Annotated in this window: 15 protein-coding genes; 8 read left to right on the top strand and 7 right to left on the bottom strand. The window is 66.4% G+C overall.

The features are described from left to right. Window positions 1-84: 84 nt before the first annotated feature. Entirely contained in the window at window positions 85-1,413 is a 1,329-nt protein-coding gene (locus U7114_RS18325; protein ID WP_157239526.1) for an MFS transporter, read from the top strand. Window positions 1,414-1,434: 21 nt separating this feature from the next. Here U7114_RS18325 and U7114_RS18330 read toward each other — a convergent pair whose 3' ends face one another. From U7114_RS18330 to U7114_RS18340, 3 genes are all read right to left on the bottom strand, one after another. Beyond that, window positions 1,435-3,777 (bottom strand): glycoside hydrolase family 65 protein, encoded by a 2,343-nt coding sequence (locus U7114_RS18330; RefSeq protein WP_323058147.1) that lies wholly within the window; start codon window positions 3,775-3,777, stop codon window positions 1,435-1,437. A 147-nt stretch (window positions 3,778-3,924) separates the two neighbouring features. After that, the gene (locus U7114_RS18335; RefSeq protein WP_321215168.1) at window positions 3,925-4,677 is read right to left on the bottom strand and encodes an HAD-IA family hydrolase; all 753 of its coding nucleotides are present in this window, start codon (window positions 4,675-4,677) and stop codon (window positions 3,925-3,927) included. Window positions 4,678-5,071: 394 nt separating this feature from the next. Beyond that, window positions 5,072-5,716, bottom strand: a complete 645-nt coding sequence (locus U7114_RS18340; protein WP_323058148.1) for a phospholipase — start codon at window positions 5,714-5,716, stop codon at window positions 5,072-5,074. Between the two features lie 241 nt (window positions 5,717-5,957). Between U7114_RS18340 and U7114_RS18345 the strand changes: the two genes are divergently transcribed. The 5 genes from U7114_RS18345 to U7114_RS18365 all read left to right on the top strand — a co-directional run bounded on the left by U7114_RS18345 (window position 5,958) and on the right by U7114_RS18365 (window position 10,719). Beyond that, entirely contained in the window at window positions 5,958-6,215 is a 258-nt protein-coding gene (locus tag U7114_RS18345; RefSeq protein ID WP_157239533.1) for a DUF6458 family protein, read from the top strand. Between the two features lie 251 nt (window positions 6,216-6,466). Next, entirely contained in the window at window positions 6,467-7,273 is an 807-nt protein-coding gene (locus U7114_RS18350; RefSeq protein WP_323058149.1) for a DeoR/GlpR family DNA-binding transcription regulator, read from the top strand. After that, window positions 7,270-8,277 carry a hexose kinase gene (locus U7114_RS18355; protein WP_321215165.1) on the top strand — a complete coding sequence of 336 codons (1,008 nt, stop codon included), beginning with the start codon at window positions 7,270-7,272 and terminating at the stop codon, window positions 8,275-8,277. The genes U7114_RS18350 and U7114_RS18355 overlap by 4 nt, the downstream gene beginning before the upstream one ends. Window positions 8,278-8,279: 2 nt before the next feature. Then, window positions 8,280-10,379: a fructose-specific PTS transporter subunit EIIC gene (locus U7114_RS18360; protein ID WP_323058150.1), complete on the top strand. Its 2,100-nt coding sequence runs from the start codon at window positions 8,280-8,282 to the stop codon at window positions 10,377-10,379. 64 nt (window positions 10,380-10,443) lie between these two features. Beyond that, window positions 10,444-10,719 carry an HPr family phosphocarrier protein gene (locus U7114_RS18365; RefSeq protein ID WP_157239538.1) on the top strand — a complete coding sequence of 92 codons (276 nt, stop codon included), beginning with the start codon at window positions 10,444-10,446 and terminating at the stop codon, window positions 10,717-10,719. A 118-nt stretch (window positions 10,720-10,837) separates the two neighbouring features. Here U7114_RS18365 and U7114_RS18370 read toward each other — a convergent pair whose 3' ends face one another. The 3 genes from U7114_RS18370 to U7114_RS18380 form a co-directional block, all read right to left on the bottom strand. After that, the gene (locus tag U7114_RS18370) at window positions 10,838-11,266 is read right to left on the bottom strand and encodes an SRPBCC family protein (protein ID WP_321215163.1); all 429 of its coding nucleotides are present in this window, start codon (window positions 11,264-11,266) and stop codon (window positions 10,838-10,840) included. Beyond that, window positions 11,259-12,113, bottom strand: coding sequence for a class I SAM-dependent methyltransferase (locus U7114_RS18375; RefSeq protein WP_323058151.1), 855 nt, complete (start codon window positions 12,111-12,113; stop codon window positions 11,259-11,261). The genes U7114_RS18370 and U7114_RS18375 overlap by 8 nt, the downstream gene beginning before the upstream one ends. Before the next feature lie 201 nt (window positions 12,114-12,314). Then, complete coding sequence (locus tag U7114_RS18380; RefSeq protein ID WP_323058152.1) at window positions 12,315-13,460, bottom strand: Ku protein; 1,146 nt, start codon at window positions 13,458-13,460, stop codon at window positions 12,315-12,317. 40 nt (window positions 13,461-13,500) lie between these two features. Here U7114_RS18380 and U7114_RS18385 point away from each other — a divergent pair, with 40 nt between their 5' ends. Further along, window positions 13,501-15,909 carry an ATP-dependent DNA ligase gene (locus U7114_RS18385; protein ID WP_321215160.1) on the top strand — a complete coding sequence of 803 codons (2,409 nt, stop codon included), beginning with the start codon at window positions 13,501-13,503 and terminating at the stop codon, window positions 15,907-15,909. Window positions 15,910-16,039: 130 nt separating this feature from the next. On the opposite strand, the gene U7114_RS18390 is transcribed toward U7114_RS18385, so the two are convergent. Beyond that, the gene (locus U7114_RS18390; protein ID WP_157239545.1) at window positions 16,040-16,300 is read right to left on the bottom strand and encodes a hypothetical protein; all 261 of its coding nucleotides are present in this window, start codon (window positions 16,298-16,300) and stop codon (window positions 16,040-16,042) included. A gap of 519 nt (window positions 16,301-16,819) precedes the next feature. Here U7114_RS18390 and U7114_RS18395 point away from each other — a divergent pair. After that, a complete protein-coding gene (locus U7114_RS18395; RefSeq protein WP_157239547.1) occupies window positions 16,820-18,451 on the top strand; it encodes an MFS transporter in 1,632 nt (543 codons plus the stop codon).

Below are 18,451 nucleotides of genomic sequence, written 5' to 3' on the forward strand. Positions count from 1 at the left end.
CGCCAGTGCCATCCCCACCTGCCGCGGCCGGGAGGGCGGTTTGGGCTGGCTCCCCGGCATACGCCCAAAGCCTAGACTTACCCTATGCCCACCCCAAAAGCCCTGCGGCCCTTTGCGCACCGCGAGTACCGGGTGCTCATCGCAGCGTTGGCCATCTCGATTTTCGGTTCCGGCATGTGGGCCGTGGCCATGGTGTACCAGGTGATCCAGTTGGGCGGCGGCCCGCTGGAACTCTCCCTGGTGGCGGCCGCGGGCAGCGCCGGCCTGGTGGCGTTCGTCCTGGCCGGCGGCATCGCAGCGGACCGGGTCCCCCAGCGCCGGCTGATCATTGCCGTGGAGGGCGCCAACCTTGCGGTGATAGCCACCGTCAGCGGACTCGCCATGACGGGCCTGCTCCAGCTGTGGCACGTCGCAGCGGGTTCCTTTGTCCTCGGCGTCGGCGCGGCGTTCTTCTTTCCCGCCTACTCCGCAATCCTGCCGCGCATCCTCCCCGCGCAGGACCTGCTGGCGGCGAACGGGATGGAAGGTTCCATGCGGCCCGTGCTCCAGCAGGCGGCGGGCCCTGCGGTGGCGGGCATGGTGGTGGCTGCCCTGTCGCCGTCGCACGCTGTCACGGCAGTGGCCGCCTGCCACCTGCTGGCCTTCATCGTCCTGAACTTCCTGGGCCAGCATGCACAGGCCGCGCCCACCAACGGGGCGGAGCGGGACGGACGCGGGGCGGCGGCCGGCGAAGGCGCCGGGGCCCCCGGGACATCCTTCCTCCACGACCTGCGCGAGGGAGTCCGCTACACCCGGCAAACACCTTGGCTGCTGTGGACCCTTATCTGGGCGTGCATCTCCGTGCTGTTCCTGATCGGGCCCATCGAGGTACTCCTGCCGTTCGTGGTGCGCGACCAGCTTGCCGGCGACTCCCGCATGTTCGGCTTCCTCCTGGCCGTCATGGGGGTGGGTGCCGCCCTTGGCTCGCTGTTCACGGCGTCCTTCCGGCTGCCGCGCCGCTACCTGACGGTGATGATGGTGTCCTGGGGTGCCGGCAGCCTGCCCCTGGCCGCAGTCGGCGTCATGGACAGCTTCTGGGCCATCGCCGCCGCGCTGTTCGTTTTCGGCGCCACCGGCAGCGTGGGCATGGTCATCTGGGGCACCCTGCTCCAGCGGCGCGTCCCGCCGCACCTGCTGGGCCGGGTGTCCAGCCTGGACTTCTTCGTTTCGCTCGCCCTGATGCCTGTCTCAATGGCGCTGGCCGGTCCGGCCGCCGAGGTCCTGCCTGTCTGGCTGATCTTCCTGGTGGCCGGCGGCGTATGCCCCGTCATGGCAGTGATTGCCATGGCCGCTGCGCGCATGCCCGACGACGAACTGGCCCACCCGCTGGACCGGTTACCCGAGGCGGAGCGCACGACGGCGGCAGGAGACTAGGCTCCCACCGCCGCACCTCACTCAGCTGTTGGCACGCACCACGGGGATGCTCGCCGTCGGATGTCCGCTGGGGAAAACCGTGGGCTCCGGTTCCGGCACCGGTTCGAGCGCCACCTGGACGGGCTCGGCACCTACGGTGACCAGCTGGCCGCGGACGTCCACGGCCAGGGCTTCCCCTTCACGGACCGTGAGGGTGATGGCCCCTGCACGGAGTTCAACCAGCAACAGGCGCCCCTGGATCTTCAGGTGGAAAGTGAGCCCGTCCCACTCCGACGGCAGCCGCGGGTCGAAGTACGGAATGGGGCCCTGGTCACGCAACCCGGCAAAACCGCAGACCAGGGAGCTCCACACCCCGCCGGTGGAGGCGATGTGCACGCCGTCGATGGTGTTGCCGTGCGTGTCATCGAGGTCGATGAACAAGGCGTTGGTGAAGTGGTCCAGCGCTTGCCGTGAGTACCCCACCTCGGCGGCCATGATGCCCTGGACGCAGGCCGAAAGGGTTGAATCGCCCGTTGTCAGGGGGTCGTAGAAGTCGAAGGCGCGGTGTTTTTCCTCAGGCGTGAAATCCTGCCACTGCAGGAACATTGCCAGGACGGTGTCTGCCTGCTTCAGGACCTGGTGGCGGTAGATCACCAGCGGGTGGAAATGCAGGAGCAGGGGGTACTTGGACCGGGGCGTGGTCCAGTCCCACGGTTCCAGGTGCATGAAGTCGTTGTCCTGCGAATGCACCTGCATGCGCTCATCGAACGGCAGTTGCATCCGGTTGGCGGCCGCCTCCCACAGCTCCCGCTCTTCCTGCGTGATGCCCGCATGCTCCAGGGCCGCGGCAGCACGCAGGTTAAAGCGGGCCATCACGTTGGTGTAGAGGTTGTCGTTGACCACGGCGGTGTACTCGTCGGGACCTGTGACGCCGTGGATGTGGAAGAGCCCGTCCTTGCCGAAGAAGCCCAGCGAGATCCACATCCGCGCCGTTTCAATCAGCAGTTCGGCGCCCAACCCGTCGCGGAACGCGGTGTCCCCGGTGGCCCAGAAATACCGGTTGGTGGCAAAGGCGATGGCAGCGGCGATGTGGAACTGTGCCGTGCCGGCGGCGTAGTACGCGCTGGCTTCGAGCCCGTTGATGGTGCGCCACGGGAACAGGGCGCCGTCAACGCTCAGTTCCTTGGCCCGGATCTTGGCCACGGGGAGCATGCCATGGCGGAATTCGAGGACCTGCCGGGCACCGGCGGGGTTTGTGTACGTCAAGTACGGCAGGAGGTACACCTCCTGGTCCCAGAAGTAGTGGCCTTCGTAGCCGGATCCCGTCACGCCCTTGGCGGGGATGCCGGCGACGCCGGCACGCGCCGTCGCCTGGGCGAGCTGGAACAGGTTCCAGCGGATGGCCTGCTGCAGCACGGACTGGCTGTCAACCACAATGTCGGAGGTGGCCCAGTAGCCGCGGTAGTGCGCTTCGCTCTCGGCAAAGATGTCCTCCACCGGGCGGAGGCCTTCCTCCGCGGCCGCGGCGGGGTCGAGCGAAGGGTCCTGGATCGCCGGGCCTGCCGCGTAGCTGACGCTCTTTTCGAGGCGGAACGGCTCTCCCGGGCTGACGGCCAGGACGTAGCGCACGCTGCTGTCGTCCTGGTCCACCAGCGTGTCGAACGGCTGGTGCCCTGCGGAGGTCCAGTGGTCAACCGCAACGCCCACGCGCTGCTTGGATTCGGCAGCCTCCCACGCCAGCCGGAGTGATCCGTCGCCGCCTTCGAGGCGCAGGGGCAGCAGCACGCGTCCGGCGTGCCGGCCCGCCCGCCGGGGATCGTGGACAGAGTGGTCCTCAACGGGCTGGTCCTGGCGGTTAATCACCGACGAGGTGACATCCACGGAAACCTCACGGTCCGTCACCACATCCAGGGAGATCCCCAAGGCTCCGCGGGAGGCGAAACCTACGGCGCGGCGTTCGGTTGTGGTGACGACGGCGCCGGAGCGGCACTGCCAGGTGACGCGGCATTCGTACACTCCGGTGGAGAAGTCCACGGAGCGCCGGTAATCCAGCACCTCGGACTCGGCCAGGCTGAGGGACTCGCCGTCGATAACCACGGTGAAGTTGTTGGCATCTGGAATGTAGAGGATGCGCTGGCCGGTCCGGGCAAACCCGAAGGCGTTTTCCGCATGCTTGATATCCCAGATTTCGTGCAGCCCGTTGATGAAACTGCCGGGCAGGTCGGAGTCGGCGGCGGCCCAGTGGGCGCCGCGGATCCCCAGATGTCCGTTGCCGAGGGCAAAGAGTGTTTCCAGCGTCCCTTCACTGCCCGCTTCGTGGCGTGTTTCCACGAGCTGCCAGGGTGTGTTGGGGAATCTTTCGCGGTCCGCTGAGATCAGGGCCATGGTGTTGGGTCCTTAGGCGTTTGGCCGGGCAACCGGTTTGCTGCCGGCCTGGGGATACTTTTCGGGGGGTGATGCGTTCAGGGGTAATGCGTACTCACGGGAGCTGCCTGGGGTAGCAGCGGGCGGCCTCGGGGAAGGCTGCCGTCTCTAGGGCAGAAGTTCCTTGAGGTCATTGACCACCAGGGTGGCTCCGGCGTCGAGCAACGTTTGCCGCCCGGCGCCGCGGTCCACGCCGATGACCGAGTAGAAGGTTCCGGCCTCGCCGGCCTGGACGCCGGACACGGCATCCTCCACCACCACGCACTCCCCGCTGGGGAGGCCCAGCAGGCGGGCGGCGTACTCGTAGGTGGCGGGACTGGGCTTGCCGGGCAGGCCTTCGCTTGCCGCGACCACGCCATCCACCACCACCGGGAAACGGGCGCTGAGTCCGGCTGCCGCGAGGACGGCCGGAGCGTTTCGGGAGGAAGAGACGACGGCGACCTTCAGTCCGCGTTCCAGCGCGGCTTCGAGGAAGCGCACCGACCCGGGGAAGGGCTCCACCCCCGCGCTCACGATGTCGTTGAAAATCCTGTTCTTCCGGTTGCCCAGGCCCTGCACGGTGGTGTTGGCGGGATCGTCGTCAGTGGGGCCCTCGGGGAGCACAATCCCCCGCGAGGCCAGGAAATCGCGGACACCGTCGAAGCGCGGCTTGCCGTCGATATGGTCGAAGTAGTCACTCTCGCTGTATCCGGGAACCTGGGGCTGCGCCGCCAGGTAGTCCTCGAACAGTTCCTGCCATGCCCGCTCATGGACGGTTGCCGTGGGGGTCAGCACCCCGTCCAGGTCGAAAAGGATGGCAGAGGCACCAGCCCAGGCGGACACCTCGGCTGCTGCGTTGTCTGCTGCGGTGTTTTCAGTCATCAGCGGTGCGTTGTCCTTTCAGGACGGCGGGCAGCCTTGAAGGCTGGATGCTTGGAGTTGGGGAGGCATCGGTGCCCGAACGATCTGCGGCCACGGGCGGCGGTCTGTATGGGGAGCGCCTCGGCTCTGGCATTGCTGATCGGTGTATCCCTACCATGATGGACGCGGCGCCCGTCGTCGGACAAACCGGCGGCACCTCCAGCATCGCTGGCCGGATAAAGGGCATGGGACAGTATCCGGCTGCAGTAAACCCTCGACACCGCGCTGATCTCCTTGTCCGCCCAGTTCAGGGCCGCGATAACGGCCGAAGATGAGTGTAAGCGCTTACAAATTTAGCTGGCAACTGTTTTTTCTAGCGGGCCTTGCGGGAGGCACGTCTCAGCAGGGGAGAGCCTCACGCGTCGATTTTTCCGGACCCGTCCGGGCGGAGCACATAGTGTCGCAGGAAGACGCTCACGTCCACCATCTCCGTCTTCGACATCGCATGGCCCATGCCGGGGTAGGTCCTGGCGGTCAGGAGCGTGTTCTGCTGGAGCCATTCCTCGGTGTAGGCGATCGCGTCCTCGTTGATGACCAGGTCTGCCTTGTCCCGGCCCCAGAAGAAGGGCGGCCTGGTGTCGAAGGATTCCGTGAGGGACAGCAGTTCATTCCGGAGCACAAAACCGGAAAGTCCCACCACCGCCTCATAGTCCTTAGGGTGGAGGCGCAGCAGAGTGCTCGCCATTGCCATGCCTTGCGAGTAGCCGAGCAGGCTTACGCAGCTGTGCCGGGCCTTGACGCTGTTGATCCAGGCCTGGACGGCACTCGAGGCTTTAATGACATCCGCGAAGTCATTGGCCAGGAAGTAGTCCAGCATGAACCAGCCGTAATGGTCACCAATCGGCATCGGCGCGCGGAGCGCCGCACACGTGAACTCGGGCGGCAGGTACTCAAAAAGGCGCACCATGCGGGACTCGTCCGTGCCATAACCGTGCATCATCACAAGTAGTGGGGTGCCCGCCCGCTCGCCTTCAGGTTTGGACCACACAACTGTTTCCATCGGATCAGCCTAGCCAGCAAGCGTGGCTTGATGCCCGAGCCGTGCCGGTCCGCGGGCAACGTCATCGAGTCGCATCAGCCTCTTCCTTCACAGGCGCCACAGCACAACGAATGGGTTACGCGCCGGCCCCCGCCATTGAATACAGCCACCCCGGGCTGTAGCGTGACGCTTAACGGACAGCATGCTTACCAAAAGTCCGCGGCCCAAGAAGGCTTCCATCCGTGACAACAAGGAGCAAAGCATGAGAATCGGATCCTCCATCTTCCTTATCGCCCTCGGCGCCATCCTTGCCTGGGCGGTCGCTCCGGGCCTCATCCCCTTCGTGGACCAGGTGCTCATCGGCTACATCCTGATGGCGGTTGGCGTCATTGGACTCATCGCCTCCCTCATCCTCGCTTCCCCGGGCCGCAGCCGGCGCATCAGCGAGACCCGCTCCGTGGTTGACCCGAATACCGGGGAACGCATTACGCGGAACGAAAGCCGCGACGGCGGGCTGTAGCACCACCGGGGTCCGCGCCGCAGCGCAGGACACGACGTTGACCCGAGGAGCCGGGCCGGACCATCCATGGTCCGGCCCGGCTTTTTGCCGTCCCCGAAAGTGCCATTTTGTTTCATGTGGGTTTCCATTGACAAACCAACACAAGCAAAGATAAAGTCAAGTAACTCAACATCATGTGATGCCAGTCACGCAGGGACGGCAGCCACAGTGAACAATCCACACCACCAGAAGACCTACGCAACGGAGGGTACGTGTTCGCCGAGGAGCGCCAGCAAAAGATTGCCGAGCTTGTTGCCGGCAGCGGCCGGGTCAGCGTGACCCTCCTGGCCGAGCGCTTCCGCATCACCACCGAAACCGTCCGCCGCGACCTTGCCGCCCTCGAGAATGCCGGCACCGTCCGCCGCGTCCACGGCGGAGCCGTTGCCGCAGACCGGTTCAGCACCACCGAGGAAAGCGTGAACGAGCGCGCCATCCAGCGGCCGGACCAGAAAATCCGGATTGCCGAAGCCGCGCTGGCCCTCATTCCACGCAACTCCACCGGCAGCGTCCTGATCGACGGCGGCACCACCACGGAAGTCCTGGCGGACATGCTCTCGCGGCGCGCCGCCGTCGAACCTTCCGACCCAACCGGACCGCGGGCGGAACTGGTGGCCATCACCCACGCCGTTCCCATCGCAGGCAAACTCTCCAGCGTTCCCGGCATCGCCCTCGAGGTACTCGGCGGCCGGGTCCGCGGAATCACCCAGGTTGCCGTGGGTCAGTCAACCGTGGAGGCCGCCGGCAAACTGCGGCCGGACATCGCTTTCATCGGCACCAACGGAATCCACGCAAGCTTTGGGCTGAGCACGCCCGACCCCGAGGAAGCCGCGGTTAAGGCAGCTTTCGTCCACTCGGCCCGCCGGATTGTTGTGCTGGCCGATTCCTCCAAGCTGGACACGGAAACCCTGGTCCAGTTCGCCTCCCTGAAAGATCTGGACACCTTGATTACAGACAGCGAGCCCGGCCCGGAACTGGCGGCCGCCCTTGAAGAAGCCGGCGTTGACGTGGTGATCGCATGATCGTCACTTTCACCGCCAACCCCAGCCTTGACCGGACCGTGGCACTGCCGGGCCCTTTGGTTCGGGGCGAAGTGCAGCGTGCCGTTTCCGTCAGCCAGGAGTCGGGCGGCAAGGGCGTCAACGTGTCCCGTGCACTGGTTGCCTCCGGCCTGGACTCCGTTGCCGTCCTCCCCGGCGCGGACAGCGATCCCGTCCTGGCCGGGCTGCGGGAAAGCGCGGTGCCGTTTGTTTCCCTGCCCATCAGCGAACCGCTCCGCACCAATGTGGCCCTCACGGAACCCGGTGGCGTGACCACCAAGATCAATGAGCCCGGTCCGGTCATGGATGCGGACCAGCAGGAAGCCCTGATCAAACTGCTGCTGGAGAGCTCCCGCGGAGCCAGCTGGGTGGTCCTTGCAGGTTCGCTGCCGCCGGGATTCCCTGCTGATTTCTACGCGACGGCGGCCCGCCGGATCCGCGCAGCCGGAAACGGCAGCGCACCGCTCATTGCCGTGGACTCCTCCGGTGCGCCGCTCGCGGCGGCAATGTCCGGAGGCGATGCCGGTGCTGAACCGGCCGTCAACGGTTCCGGGAAACCGGACCTCCTCAAACCCAACGCCGAAGAACTGGCGGAACTGGCTGCTGCAGCCGGCTTCGCCGCGGCTACCGCTGACGAACTGGAAGCGGATCCGGTGGCGGCCGCGGCCGCCGCGGCCGCCGTCGTACGTTCCGGCGTGGGTGCTGTGCTGGCAACTCTCGGATCCAAGGGAGCTGTCCTGGTAACGGCCGACGGCGCGTGGCTGGCCACGCATCCGCCGGTCGCCGCGGTCAGTACGGTGGGCGCGGGCGATTCCGCGCTGGCCGGCTACCTGCTCGCCCATGGCCGGGGCGCCGCCCCGGCCGACTGCCTTCGCCAGGCTGTGGCCCACGGTGCCGCAGCCGCCTCCCTGCCCGGTTCAACGGTTCCGGCAGTACACCAAACCACCCCGGATGCCGTAACCATCACGGCCCTTCGAAAGGATTGACAGTGACCCAGCTCATCACCACGGACCTGGTCGAGCTCGACCAGAACCTGGGCAACGCGCCCGAGGCGGTGATCCGGCACCTGGCAAGCAAAGTAGCTGCCGCCGGACGCGCAACAGAAGTTGAAGGCCTCTTCGCTGACGCCTTCGCCCGCGAGCAGAAGACCGCCACCGGCATTCCGGGCGGCATCGCCATCCCGCACTGCCGCTCGGCCGCCGTCACGGAACCCACCCTGGCCATGGCCCGCCTCAATCCCAAGGTGGACTTCGGAGCCAAGGACGGCCCGGCGGACCTGGTCTTCTTCATCGCAGCCCCGGACGGAGCCGACCAGGAGCACCTGAAGCTGCTCTCGAAGCTGGCCAGGTCCCTGATCAAAAAGGACTTCACCACGGCCCTGCGCAACGCCTCATCCCGCGAGGAGATCGTGGAACTGGTGGACGGTGCGCTGGCCGACAAGCCTGCAGCCCATGCAGCCGCGGTACCCGCTGAGGCTGTTGCTTCCGGCGCGTCCGCCGGGGCGTCGGCAGGCGCTGCTTCGGCGGGCTCTGGCGCCGCTGCTTCCGGCACGGCTCCGGCCGGCGCGGCTACGGCCGGACCAGCCCCGGCCGGTCCCAAGCGCCTCGTGGCCGTGACCGCCTGCCCCACCGGCATCGCACACACCTACATGGCAGCCGATTCCCTGGTGGCCGCTGCCCAGGAGGCCGGCGTCGACCTGCAGGTGGAAACCCAGGGTTCCTCCGGCGCCAAGCCGCTGGATCCCGCCGTCATTGCCGCCGCCGACGCCGTAATTTTCGCGGTGGACGTGGACGTACGCGGCAAGGAGCGCTTCGCCGGCAAACCGGTCATCAACGCCCCTGTGAAGCGGGGCATCGACGAACCCGCCAAGATGGTCCAGGAGGCGCTGGCCGCAGCCTCGGACCCGAACGCGCGGCGCGTCCCGCACTTCGGTGCCGAGGAACAGGCTGAGCAGGCCGCCGCCGAAAAGGGCGAGCACATCGGCCAGAAGCTGAAGAGGGCCCTGCTCACCGGCGTGAGCTACATGATCCCGTTCGTGGCCGGCGGTGGCCTCCTGATCGCCCTGGGCTTCCTCCTGGGTGGTTACGACATCACCGAAGTCGCGGACAAGGTGGTTGTGGAGAACAACTTCGGCAACCTTCCCGAGGGCGGACTCGCCGCTTACCTGGGCGCAGTCCTGTTCAAGATCGGCGCCCTGTCCATGGGCTTCCTGGTCCCGGCGCTGGCCGGCTACATCGCCTACGCCATTGCTGACAGGCCCGGCATCGCCCCCGGCTTCGTGGCCGGTGCAGTCTCCGGTTTCATGGGTGCCGGCTTCCTCGGCGGCATCGTGGGCGGCCTCCTGGCCGGCTACGTTGCCCACGTGATCGGCACCTGGCAGGTTCCCCGCTGGCTGCGCGGCCTCATGCCCGTGGTCATCATCCCGCTGCTCGCCTCCATCGCGGCGTCCGGACTCATGTTCCTGCTGCTCGGCGGCCCCATCGCCGGCCTCACCACCGCCCTTAACGGCTGGCTCTCCGGCATGACCGGCGCTTCCGCCGTGGTCCTGGGCATCATCCTTGGCCTCATGATGTGCTTCGACCTGGGCGGTCCCGTCAACAAGGTGGCCTACGCCTTCGCCGTTGCGGGACTCAGCGCCGGCAGCGCGGATAACCAGGCGCCGTGGCAGATCATGGCAACGGTCATGGCCGCCGGCATGGTGCCCCCTCTGGCAATGGCCCTGGCCACCGTCCTGGACCGCAAGCTCTTCAGCCTGGCTGAGCGCGAAAACGGCAAGGCTGCCTGGCTGCTGGGTGCATCCTTCATCTCCGAAGGCGCTATCCCGTTCGCTGCTGCTGATCCGCTCCGCGTCATTCCTGCCAGCATGCTGGGCGGCGCGCTGACCGGCGCGCTGACCATGGCCTTCGGGGTCACCTCGCAGGCTCCCCATGGCGGCATCTTCGTGTTCTTCGCGATCGGCAACGTGCTGATGTTCGTCCTCTCGATCGTCGCCGGTGCCATCGTGACCGCCCTGGCCGTGATCGGCCTCAAGCGCTGGGCCGCCCCCAAGAGCGCTGCTACGGTGGAAACCGTCCCAGCAACCGTCTGACCTGCCTCACCCACTACCTCTACCCCGGCATTTCAACCAGCCGCCGGAAGACAAAGGAGCAACAATGCCAGAACGCACAGCAACCGTCGCCAGCCGCGTGGGCCTGCACGCCCGCCCCGCCGCCATCTTTGCCGAGGCAGCAGGAGAGTACGACCTGGACATCACCATCGCCCGCGAGGGCGAGCCGGTGGACGAGGCGATGGACGCTGCCAGCATCCTGTCCCTCATGAGCCTGGGCGCCTCGCACGGCGACGTGGTGGTCCTTCGCGCCGAAGGTGACGGCGCGGACACCGCGCTGGACCGCCTCGTCCAGATCCTGGAAACGGACCACGACGCCTAGCAGCTGACAGGCTGCCCCGGCGGCCAAGCCGCACGGCCGTCGTCGGGCCTTCCCTCCCCGGGAAACGCCCGACGACGGCCGCTTGCGTTAATCCCCCGCCCCATCCCAACCAGGCGGGTTAACTGCCCTCGGAAATCCTCTTCACGTCCGCCACGAGCTTGTCCCACATGCCTTTTGAGTGGTCAGCCGCCTCCGCCGTGGTGTTGTTGTCCTGGGTCAGCGTCAAAAGCGTCCGGCCGCCCTTGTCCTGAAGCGTCCAGGTGAGGGTGTGATAGTTCTCCGGTTTGTCTTCCTGCCCGGCGAGGGGGCTGAAATGCGTGTAGACCAGTTTCCTGGCGGGCACCACCTCGAGGATCGTGCCCCTGTCCTCGTAGTCCTTGCCGTCCCAGTTGCCGCTCCAGGTGATGGGTCCGCCCACGGTCCAGTCCGTGGAGAGCTCGGTGCCAAACATGAACTCCTTCGTGGCCGCCGGGTCCGTGATGACATCCCACACGCGGGTGGGAGGGGCATCAACCGTGACCGAGGACGTGGCCACGTAATCAGGCACTTTCCTTGGCCTTCTTCGCAGTGAACAGCAAGTACTCCCACTCCATCTGGAACGGGGTGTCGCCGTGGGCATCGCCGAAGGAGTCAGCCAGTTCCGTCAGGGCCTGGTCCAGGGCTTTGACCTTGTCCCCGTCCTCCCCGATGTATTTGTAGACGGAGATGGTGGGGCCGTAGTGGGACTTGAAGTAGCGGACGAAGTCGCCGGGTTGATGGAAGCTCCGCACGGCCAGGGTCTGCTTGCGCGCAGCGGTATCCGTGATCCTGTCCCCCAGCAGTTCACGCACGTGCTCCTCGCTTCCCCACAGCGGCGCCGGCTGTGCTCCCGGCGGTGGCGGCGGGGCGAAGGGCTTCATGGTGTCGAACATCCTGCCGATGAACCCCTCCGGGGTCCAGCTCAACAGTCCTATGTTTCCACCCGGTTTGCACACCCTCAGGAGTTCGTCCGCCGCCGCCTGGTGGTGGGGGGCAAACATGACGCCGAGGCAGGACATGACGACGTCGAACTCGGCGTCGGCGAAGGGCAGGGCCTCCGCGTCGGCTTCCTTCCAGTCCAGGCTGACTCCCCGGTTCGCGGCCTCACGGCGGCCGGCCTCGAAAAGCTCGGGGGTGAGGTCGCTGGCCACCACCTTGGCTCCCATCATGGCCGCGGGAATGGCCGCGTTGCCTGATCCGGCGGCGATATCCAGCACATTGTGGCGGGAGGTAATGCCGCAGGCTTCAACCAGGATGGCGCCGAGGTCCAGGAGCATCTCGTCAGCGAGGGCCGGATAATCACCGGATGCCCACATGGCCCGGTGTTTCTGTTTGAGTTCCCGGTCCGCCTCGGCTGCATCTGTCTGATCGTTCATGTTCAGCGCTCCTCACAGGGCCGTTGGAGTGTCAGCACGCTGTGGGCACAGCGGTGGCTGCGATGCGACTCATTGTGGACGCACCTGACCCGGCTGTAAAGAGCACCCCGCTACCGGAACGCAAGCAAGCTTAGTAGTTTCATGTACATGGCATCGGGCACCGGATCAGGATCCGCAGGCGGCAGGCCATCACAGGGGCCGTCACGCAGGCTTGCGCGCCCGGGTTCCCGTCGCCTTGCTGGTGGACGCCTTGGCGGCGGGTTTTTCGGCGGACTTGGCCGCTGTCGACTTGGCGGCGGCGGATTTTGCCGGGGTGGACTTGGCCGTGCCGGATTTGGCTGCGCCGGACTTGGCCGTGCCGGATGTGGCTGCGCCGGACTGCGTTCCCGTGGACTTTGCTGCCGCGGACCTCGCCGTGGTGCCGGTCTTTTCGGCACTGGTCTTAGCCGCGGTAGACCGCTTGCGCGCCGGTTTGGCGGCTGCTTCGTCTTCGCCGGCTTCGCTGCCGGAGTCCCCGCCGGCTTCGCCACCCGCCCGTCCTGCCGCGGCATCGGACCCGCCGCCCCGTTTCCGGTCCAGGCTTCGCTTCAGCGCCTCCATCAGGTCGATGACTTCACCCTTGCTGCCCTCGCCGGCCTCCACGCCGAAGGTTTCCTCGGTGTCCAGCGATTCACCCTGCTCCAGCTTGGCCTCAATAAGCTGGCGGAGCTGGACCTGGTAGTCGTCCGTGAAGGAAGCGGGATCGAAATCGGCCGCCATGGACTCCACCAGGGCCGCGGACATATCGCGCTCCTGCGGGGAGATCTTGACGGATGCATCAAGGGAAGGGAATTTCGCTTCCCGCACCTCGTCCGGCCACAGGAGGGACTGGAGCACCAGGACATCGTCCTTGATCCGCAAAGCGCCCAGCCGGGTCTTCTCCCGCAGCGCGAACTGGACAATGGCCACCCTGTCCGTGTCTTCCAGCGCACTGCGCAGCAGCACGTAGGCCTTGGGAGTCTTGGAGTCCGGCTCAAGGTAGTAGCTCTTCTCGAACATCATGGGCTCAAGCTGCTCGGACGGGACGAACTGCACCACTTCGATCTCATGGTTGTTCTCCGCCGGAATGGCCTTGAGTTCGTCCTTGGACAGGACCACCGTCCGGCCGTCCTCCTCGTAGGCCTTCTCGATGTCCGAATAATCGATGACCTGGCTGCAGACCTCGCACCGCCGCTGGTAGCGGATCCGGCCGCCGTCGGCGTTGTGGACCTGGTGCAGACTGATGTCATGATCCTCAGTGGCGCTGTAGACCTTCACGGGCACGTTGACCAGGCCGAACGCGATGGCACCTTTCCAGATGGCTCTCATTCCTCAAGTGAACATCACGCAACGCCGGAGGTGAAGCCCCGTGCCCGCCGCTAAGGAGCGTGTCAGGGTGGCAGGGCGGGAACTGACCCTCACCAACCTGGACAAGATCATCTATCCGGAGACGGGCACCACCAAGGCGGACGTCCTGGCCTACTACGCCGCTGTGGCCCACGTCCTGATCCCGGCGGCGTACAACAGGCCGGCCACCAGGAAGCGTTGGGTGAACGGCGTCGGGACCGCCGATAAGCCCGGCGAGGTGTTCTTCCAGAAGAACCTTGAGGACTCGGCTCCGGGCTGGCTCCCCCGGGCAGCCATCACCCACAAGGACCGCACCATCTACTACCCGATGGTCAACGACCCCGCCACCCTTACCTGGTTCGGGCAGATCAATTCCCTGGAAATCCACGTTCCGCAGTGGCAGGTGGACTCCCACGGCAACCAACTGAACCCCGACCGGCTGGTCCTGGACCTGGACCCCGGCGAAGGCGCCGGCCTGGAGGCGTGCGTTGAAGTAGCCCTCCTGGCGCGCGCCATCCTCCAGGACGTGGGCCTGGACCCCGTCCCAGTGACCAGCGGCAGCAAGGGCATCCACCTGTACGCCGCCCTGGACCGGAGCCAGACCTCTGACCAGGTCTCCGGCTTCGCCCGCGAACTTGCCAGGGCCCTTGAGGCCGACCACCCGGTCCTGGCCGTCAGCGACATGAAAAAGACCCTGCGCAAGGGCAAGGTCCTGGTGGACTGGAGCCAGAACAATGCAGCCAAGACGACTATCGTGCCGTACTCGCTGCGTGGCCGCCCCACCCCCATGGTGGCTGCGCCCCGGACCTGGGAGGAGCTCGGCTCCCCCGGCCTCAGCCACCTGGACCATAAGGCGGTGATCCGGCGCGTGCAGGAAGGCAAGGACCCGTTCGCCGCCGTCGATAACGCCGGCAACGACCCCCGGCTGGAGAAGTACCGCTCCATGCGTGATCCCGGGAAGACTCCGGAACCCTTCACGGGCACGGCCGGCAGGGGGAATACCTTTGTGATCCAGGAGCACCACGCCAGCCGCCTGCACTATGACTTCCGCCTGGAGCATGAAGGAGTGCTGGTGTCCTGGGCACTGCCGAAGGGGGTGCCTGAGTCCGGCGGCAAGAACCACCTGGCAGTGCAGACCGAGGACCATCCCCTGGACTACGCGGGCTTCGAGGGGACTATTCCCAAAGGGGAATACGGCGCCGGCGAGGTAACCATCTGGGACCACGGGACGTATGAGCTGGACAAGTGGATCAACGGCAGGGAAGTCATTGCCACCCTCACCGGTTCGGAAGGAGGAGGGCTGGGCGGGACCAGGAAGTTCGCGCTTATCCACACAGGGCGGGGGCAGGGAAGGGATTCCGAGGGCCAGTGGCTTATCCACCTCATGGAGCCCGGGCGGCCTGGCGGACGACGGCGGCACGCACCGCCGCGGGAAGGACAGGAGGAGGCACGGGATAAAGACGTTGCGGTGCGGCCCGGGGACTACAGGCCCATGATGGCCACCTCCGGAGACGCCGCCGACCTGCAGGGCAGCAACTGGCAGTTCGAACTCAAGTGGGACGGGGTCCGCGCCATCCTCGTGGGAGACGAAAGGACGGTACGGATATTCAGCCGCAACGGCAACGATGTCACCAGCACCTACCCCGAGCTCGTGGACCGGGCCTGCTGGCCGGCCCGGCCGTTCGTTGCCGATGGTGAGATCGTGGCCATCGGCGCGGCGGGAAGGCCCGACTTCGGGCTCCTGCAGGGAAGGATGAAGCTCACCCGGCCCGCCGACGTCGCACGGGCCCGGGTTGCCATTCCCGTGCAGCTGATGCTTTTCGACCTGCTGCACGACGACGGAACGGACCTCCGGAGGCTGCCGCTCGCCGAGCGCCGGCAACGGCTGGAGGACTTCTTCACCGCATCGGGCTGCCCCGCGGGGCTTTCTCCGGTCCTCGAGGACCGGGTGGACCACATCCTGGAGAGTGCCCGGGAGCTGGGCCTCGAAGGGGTGATGGCCAAGCGGACCGACAGCCGGTACGTGAGCGGGCAGCGGACCCGTACCTGGATCAAGCTGAAGGTGGAACAGACGCAGGAGGTTGTGGTGGGCGGCTGGCGCCCGGGCAAAGGCGGGCGGGAAGACACCGTGGGCTCACTGCTGGTGGGCATTCCGGACGGGACGAAGCTGCAGTACGCGGGGCGGGTGGGCAGCGGTTTCAGCGGGAGGGAACTTGCCGAACTGCGGCAAACCGTGGAACGGCTGGCCCGGAAGACTTCGCCGTTCCTGGACGTTCCGCGCCCGGATGCCGCCGACGCGCATTGGATTGCCCCCGAACTTGTCGGCGAAGTGACCTACAGCGAGTGGACGGGAACCGGGAGGCTGCGGCATCCCGTGTGGCGGGGCTGGCGGCTGGACAAGGACCCGGCGGAGGTTGTGCGCGAAGGCTGAGCCGGCCGGCCACTCGCAGAGAAGGCCAGATTGATCCGGGACACGCAAAAGGCCTGGCGCACCGGATTTCGGTGTCGCCAGGCCATGTACGCGTTGCCAGGCAGGATGCGCGTCCTAAAGTGTCCGGGGCCTAGGACGAGTGCGGCATCTGCGGCCGGCTGGTGCGGTGGATCGCCGTCACTGCGGCTCCCTGCCCTATCCGGCCGTGGCCCGCATCCCGCTCTTTCGGGTGCCGGCGCTTTCCGTATCCATCCGGCCAGGTGCGCTGCCCGGTTCCCCCCAGGGGGGCAAGGGGCGCTTCGGCACCCGGCATGTCCGGAGTGTCCATTGCCGCGGCGAGGTGGTCCGCAACCTCCGGATTGATGGGGAATTCACGCTTTTCGTCAGCCATTTGTTCTTCCCTTCCACAGATGAAGTGCTATCGAGAGTGGCCAAAACCGGGCCCCGGCAAAAACTTTCGAAGCGGCCCGCGGTGGCTTGGCCGCAGGCGTCCCCTACCTGAAAGAAAGTGTTTCCATGGAACAACCTTAGGGACGCACACGGCACCTGTGAACCCCCTCCGCCTGGGCCGGCAAAAGTGCCCCTGGACCGCGGCCCGGTGTGCGCCCGGGAGGTCCGGCCCGGCGTGGTCCCGGTCACTTTCAGCGCCATCTTGGGACAGATTCACGGGGGTGTGGCGCATAAAACGAAAAAGATTGGGTAACGATGGGCCTGGTCCCGCCGCATGCCAGTGATGGCGCGGGAAAAGCCGGGAAAAGAATTCGGGTAAACCTGCCGGATACGGCTGCCAAACGGGTGATCCTACGGCATAAACCACGCAGGCGCTACGGCATTCGCGTAAAATTGAAGGCCTGCCCGGAGCGGCGCAGCTACAAGTCGCAAGCAAATGACCTCCACAGGAGTTGCCCAAATGCCCACAGACCGAAGCACGACAGACTCTTCCGCAGGCGTCAACAGCGCCTCTGGAACCAACCCAGCTACACCCCCTGGCGCCCCGTCGTCGGCTCTTACCAAAAGCCCGCGCAAGCCTAAGCTGCTCGCGCGGCGCCGGCTCAAGGAATCGGACGTCAACGTCGTCAACCAGCCCATGCTGAAGAAAGCCCTCGGCGGCACCATCGTGGGCAACACCATGGAATGGTACGACGTCGGCGTGTTCGGCTACCTCATCACCACCATGGGTCCGGTCTTCCTGCCGGAGTCGGACCCCACCACCCAGACGCTGTTCCTGCTGGGCACCTTCGCCGCCACGTTCATTGCCCGCCCCCTGGGCGGTGTGATCTTCGGCTGGATGGGCGACAAGATGGGCCGGCAGAAGATCCTCGCCGCCACGCTGATGCTGATGGCAGCGAGCACGTTCGCCATCGGCCTCCTGCCCGGCTACGCCCAGATCGGGCTGTGGGCCGCAGGCCTGCTGGTGCTGCTGAAGATCGTCCAGGGCTTCTCCACCGGCGGTGAATACGCCGGTGCCACCACGTTCGTCAGCGAATACGCCCCGGACAAGCGCCGCGGGTTCTTCGCCAGCTTCCTGGACCTGGGCAGCTACATGGGCTTCGCCATCGGGGCCGCCCTGGTCTCGGTCCTGCAGCTGACGCTCGGCCAGGCAGCCATGGAGGAGTGGGGCTGGCGTATTCCGTTCCTGGTGGCCGGGCCCCTGGGCCTGATCGCGGTCTACTTCCGGAGCAAGATCGAGGAGTCCCCCCAGTTCCAGGCCACCCTGGATGCCCAGGAGGATCTCGCGAAGCATGCGGCGTCATCCGACCAGGCAACGGCGAAGGGCCCGGTGGGCATCGTCAAGGCCTACTGGCGCTCCATCATTGTTGCCATGATCCTGGTGGCCGCAGCAAACACCGCCGGCTACGCGCTGACGTCCTACATGCCCACCTACCTCACGGAGTCCAAGGGTTACGATCCGGTGCACGGCACCCTCCTGACCATCCCCGTGCTGGTGGTCATGAGCCTCTGCATTCCGCTGACCGGAAAGTTGTCGGACCGAATCGGCCGCCGGCCCGTCCTGTGGATCGGCGCAGTCAGCACAGTGGTCCTGGCCACTCCGGCTTTCCTGCTGATCGGCATCGGCGAGATCTGGTCCACCCTGGCCGGCCTGGCGCTGATCGCATTCCCGGTGACGTTCTACGTCGCCAACCTGGCCTCCGCCCTCCCGGCGCAGTTCCCCACCTCCAGCCGGTACGGGGCGATGGGCATCGCGTACAACTTCTCGGTGGCCATTTTCGGCGGCACCACTCCGTTCATCGTGGCAGCCCTCATCAGCGCCACAGGCAACGACATGATGCCCGCGTACTACCTGATGGGAACCTCCCTGGTGGGTGCCGTGGCCATCTACTTCCTCAAGGAGTCGGCCCAGCGCCCGCTGCCAGGGTCCATGCCCAGCGTGGATACCCAGGCCGAGGCACGCGAACTGGTTGCCACGCAGGACGAGAACCCGCTGCTCAACCTGGACGAACTCCCGTTCGAGACCCAGGACATCACCGATGCGCGCGACGCCGATGCACGCGAGGCCGACAAGGTTCCTGCCGGCGCCTAG

This window comes from Pseudarthrobacter sp. C1 (assembly GCF_034720455.1).
In the GTDB taxonomy this organism is placed as follows: domain Bacteria; phylum Actinomycetota; class Actinomycetes; order Actinomycetales; family Micrococcaceae; genus Arthrobacter.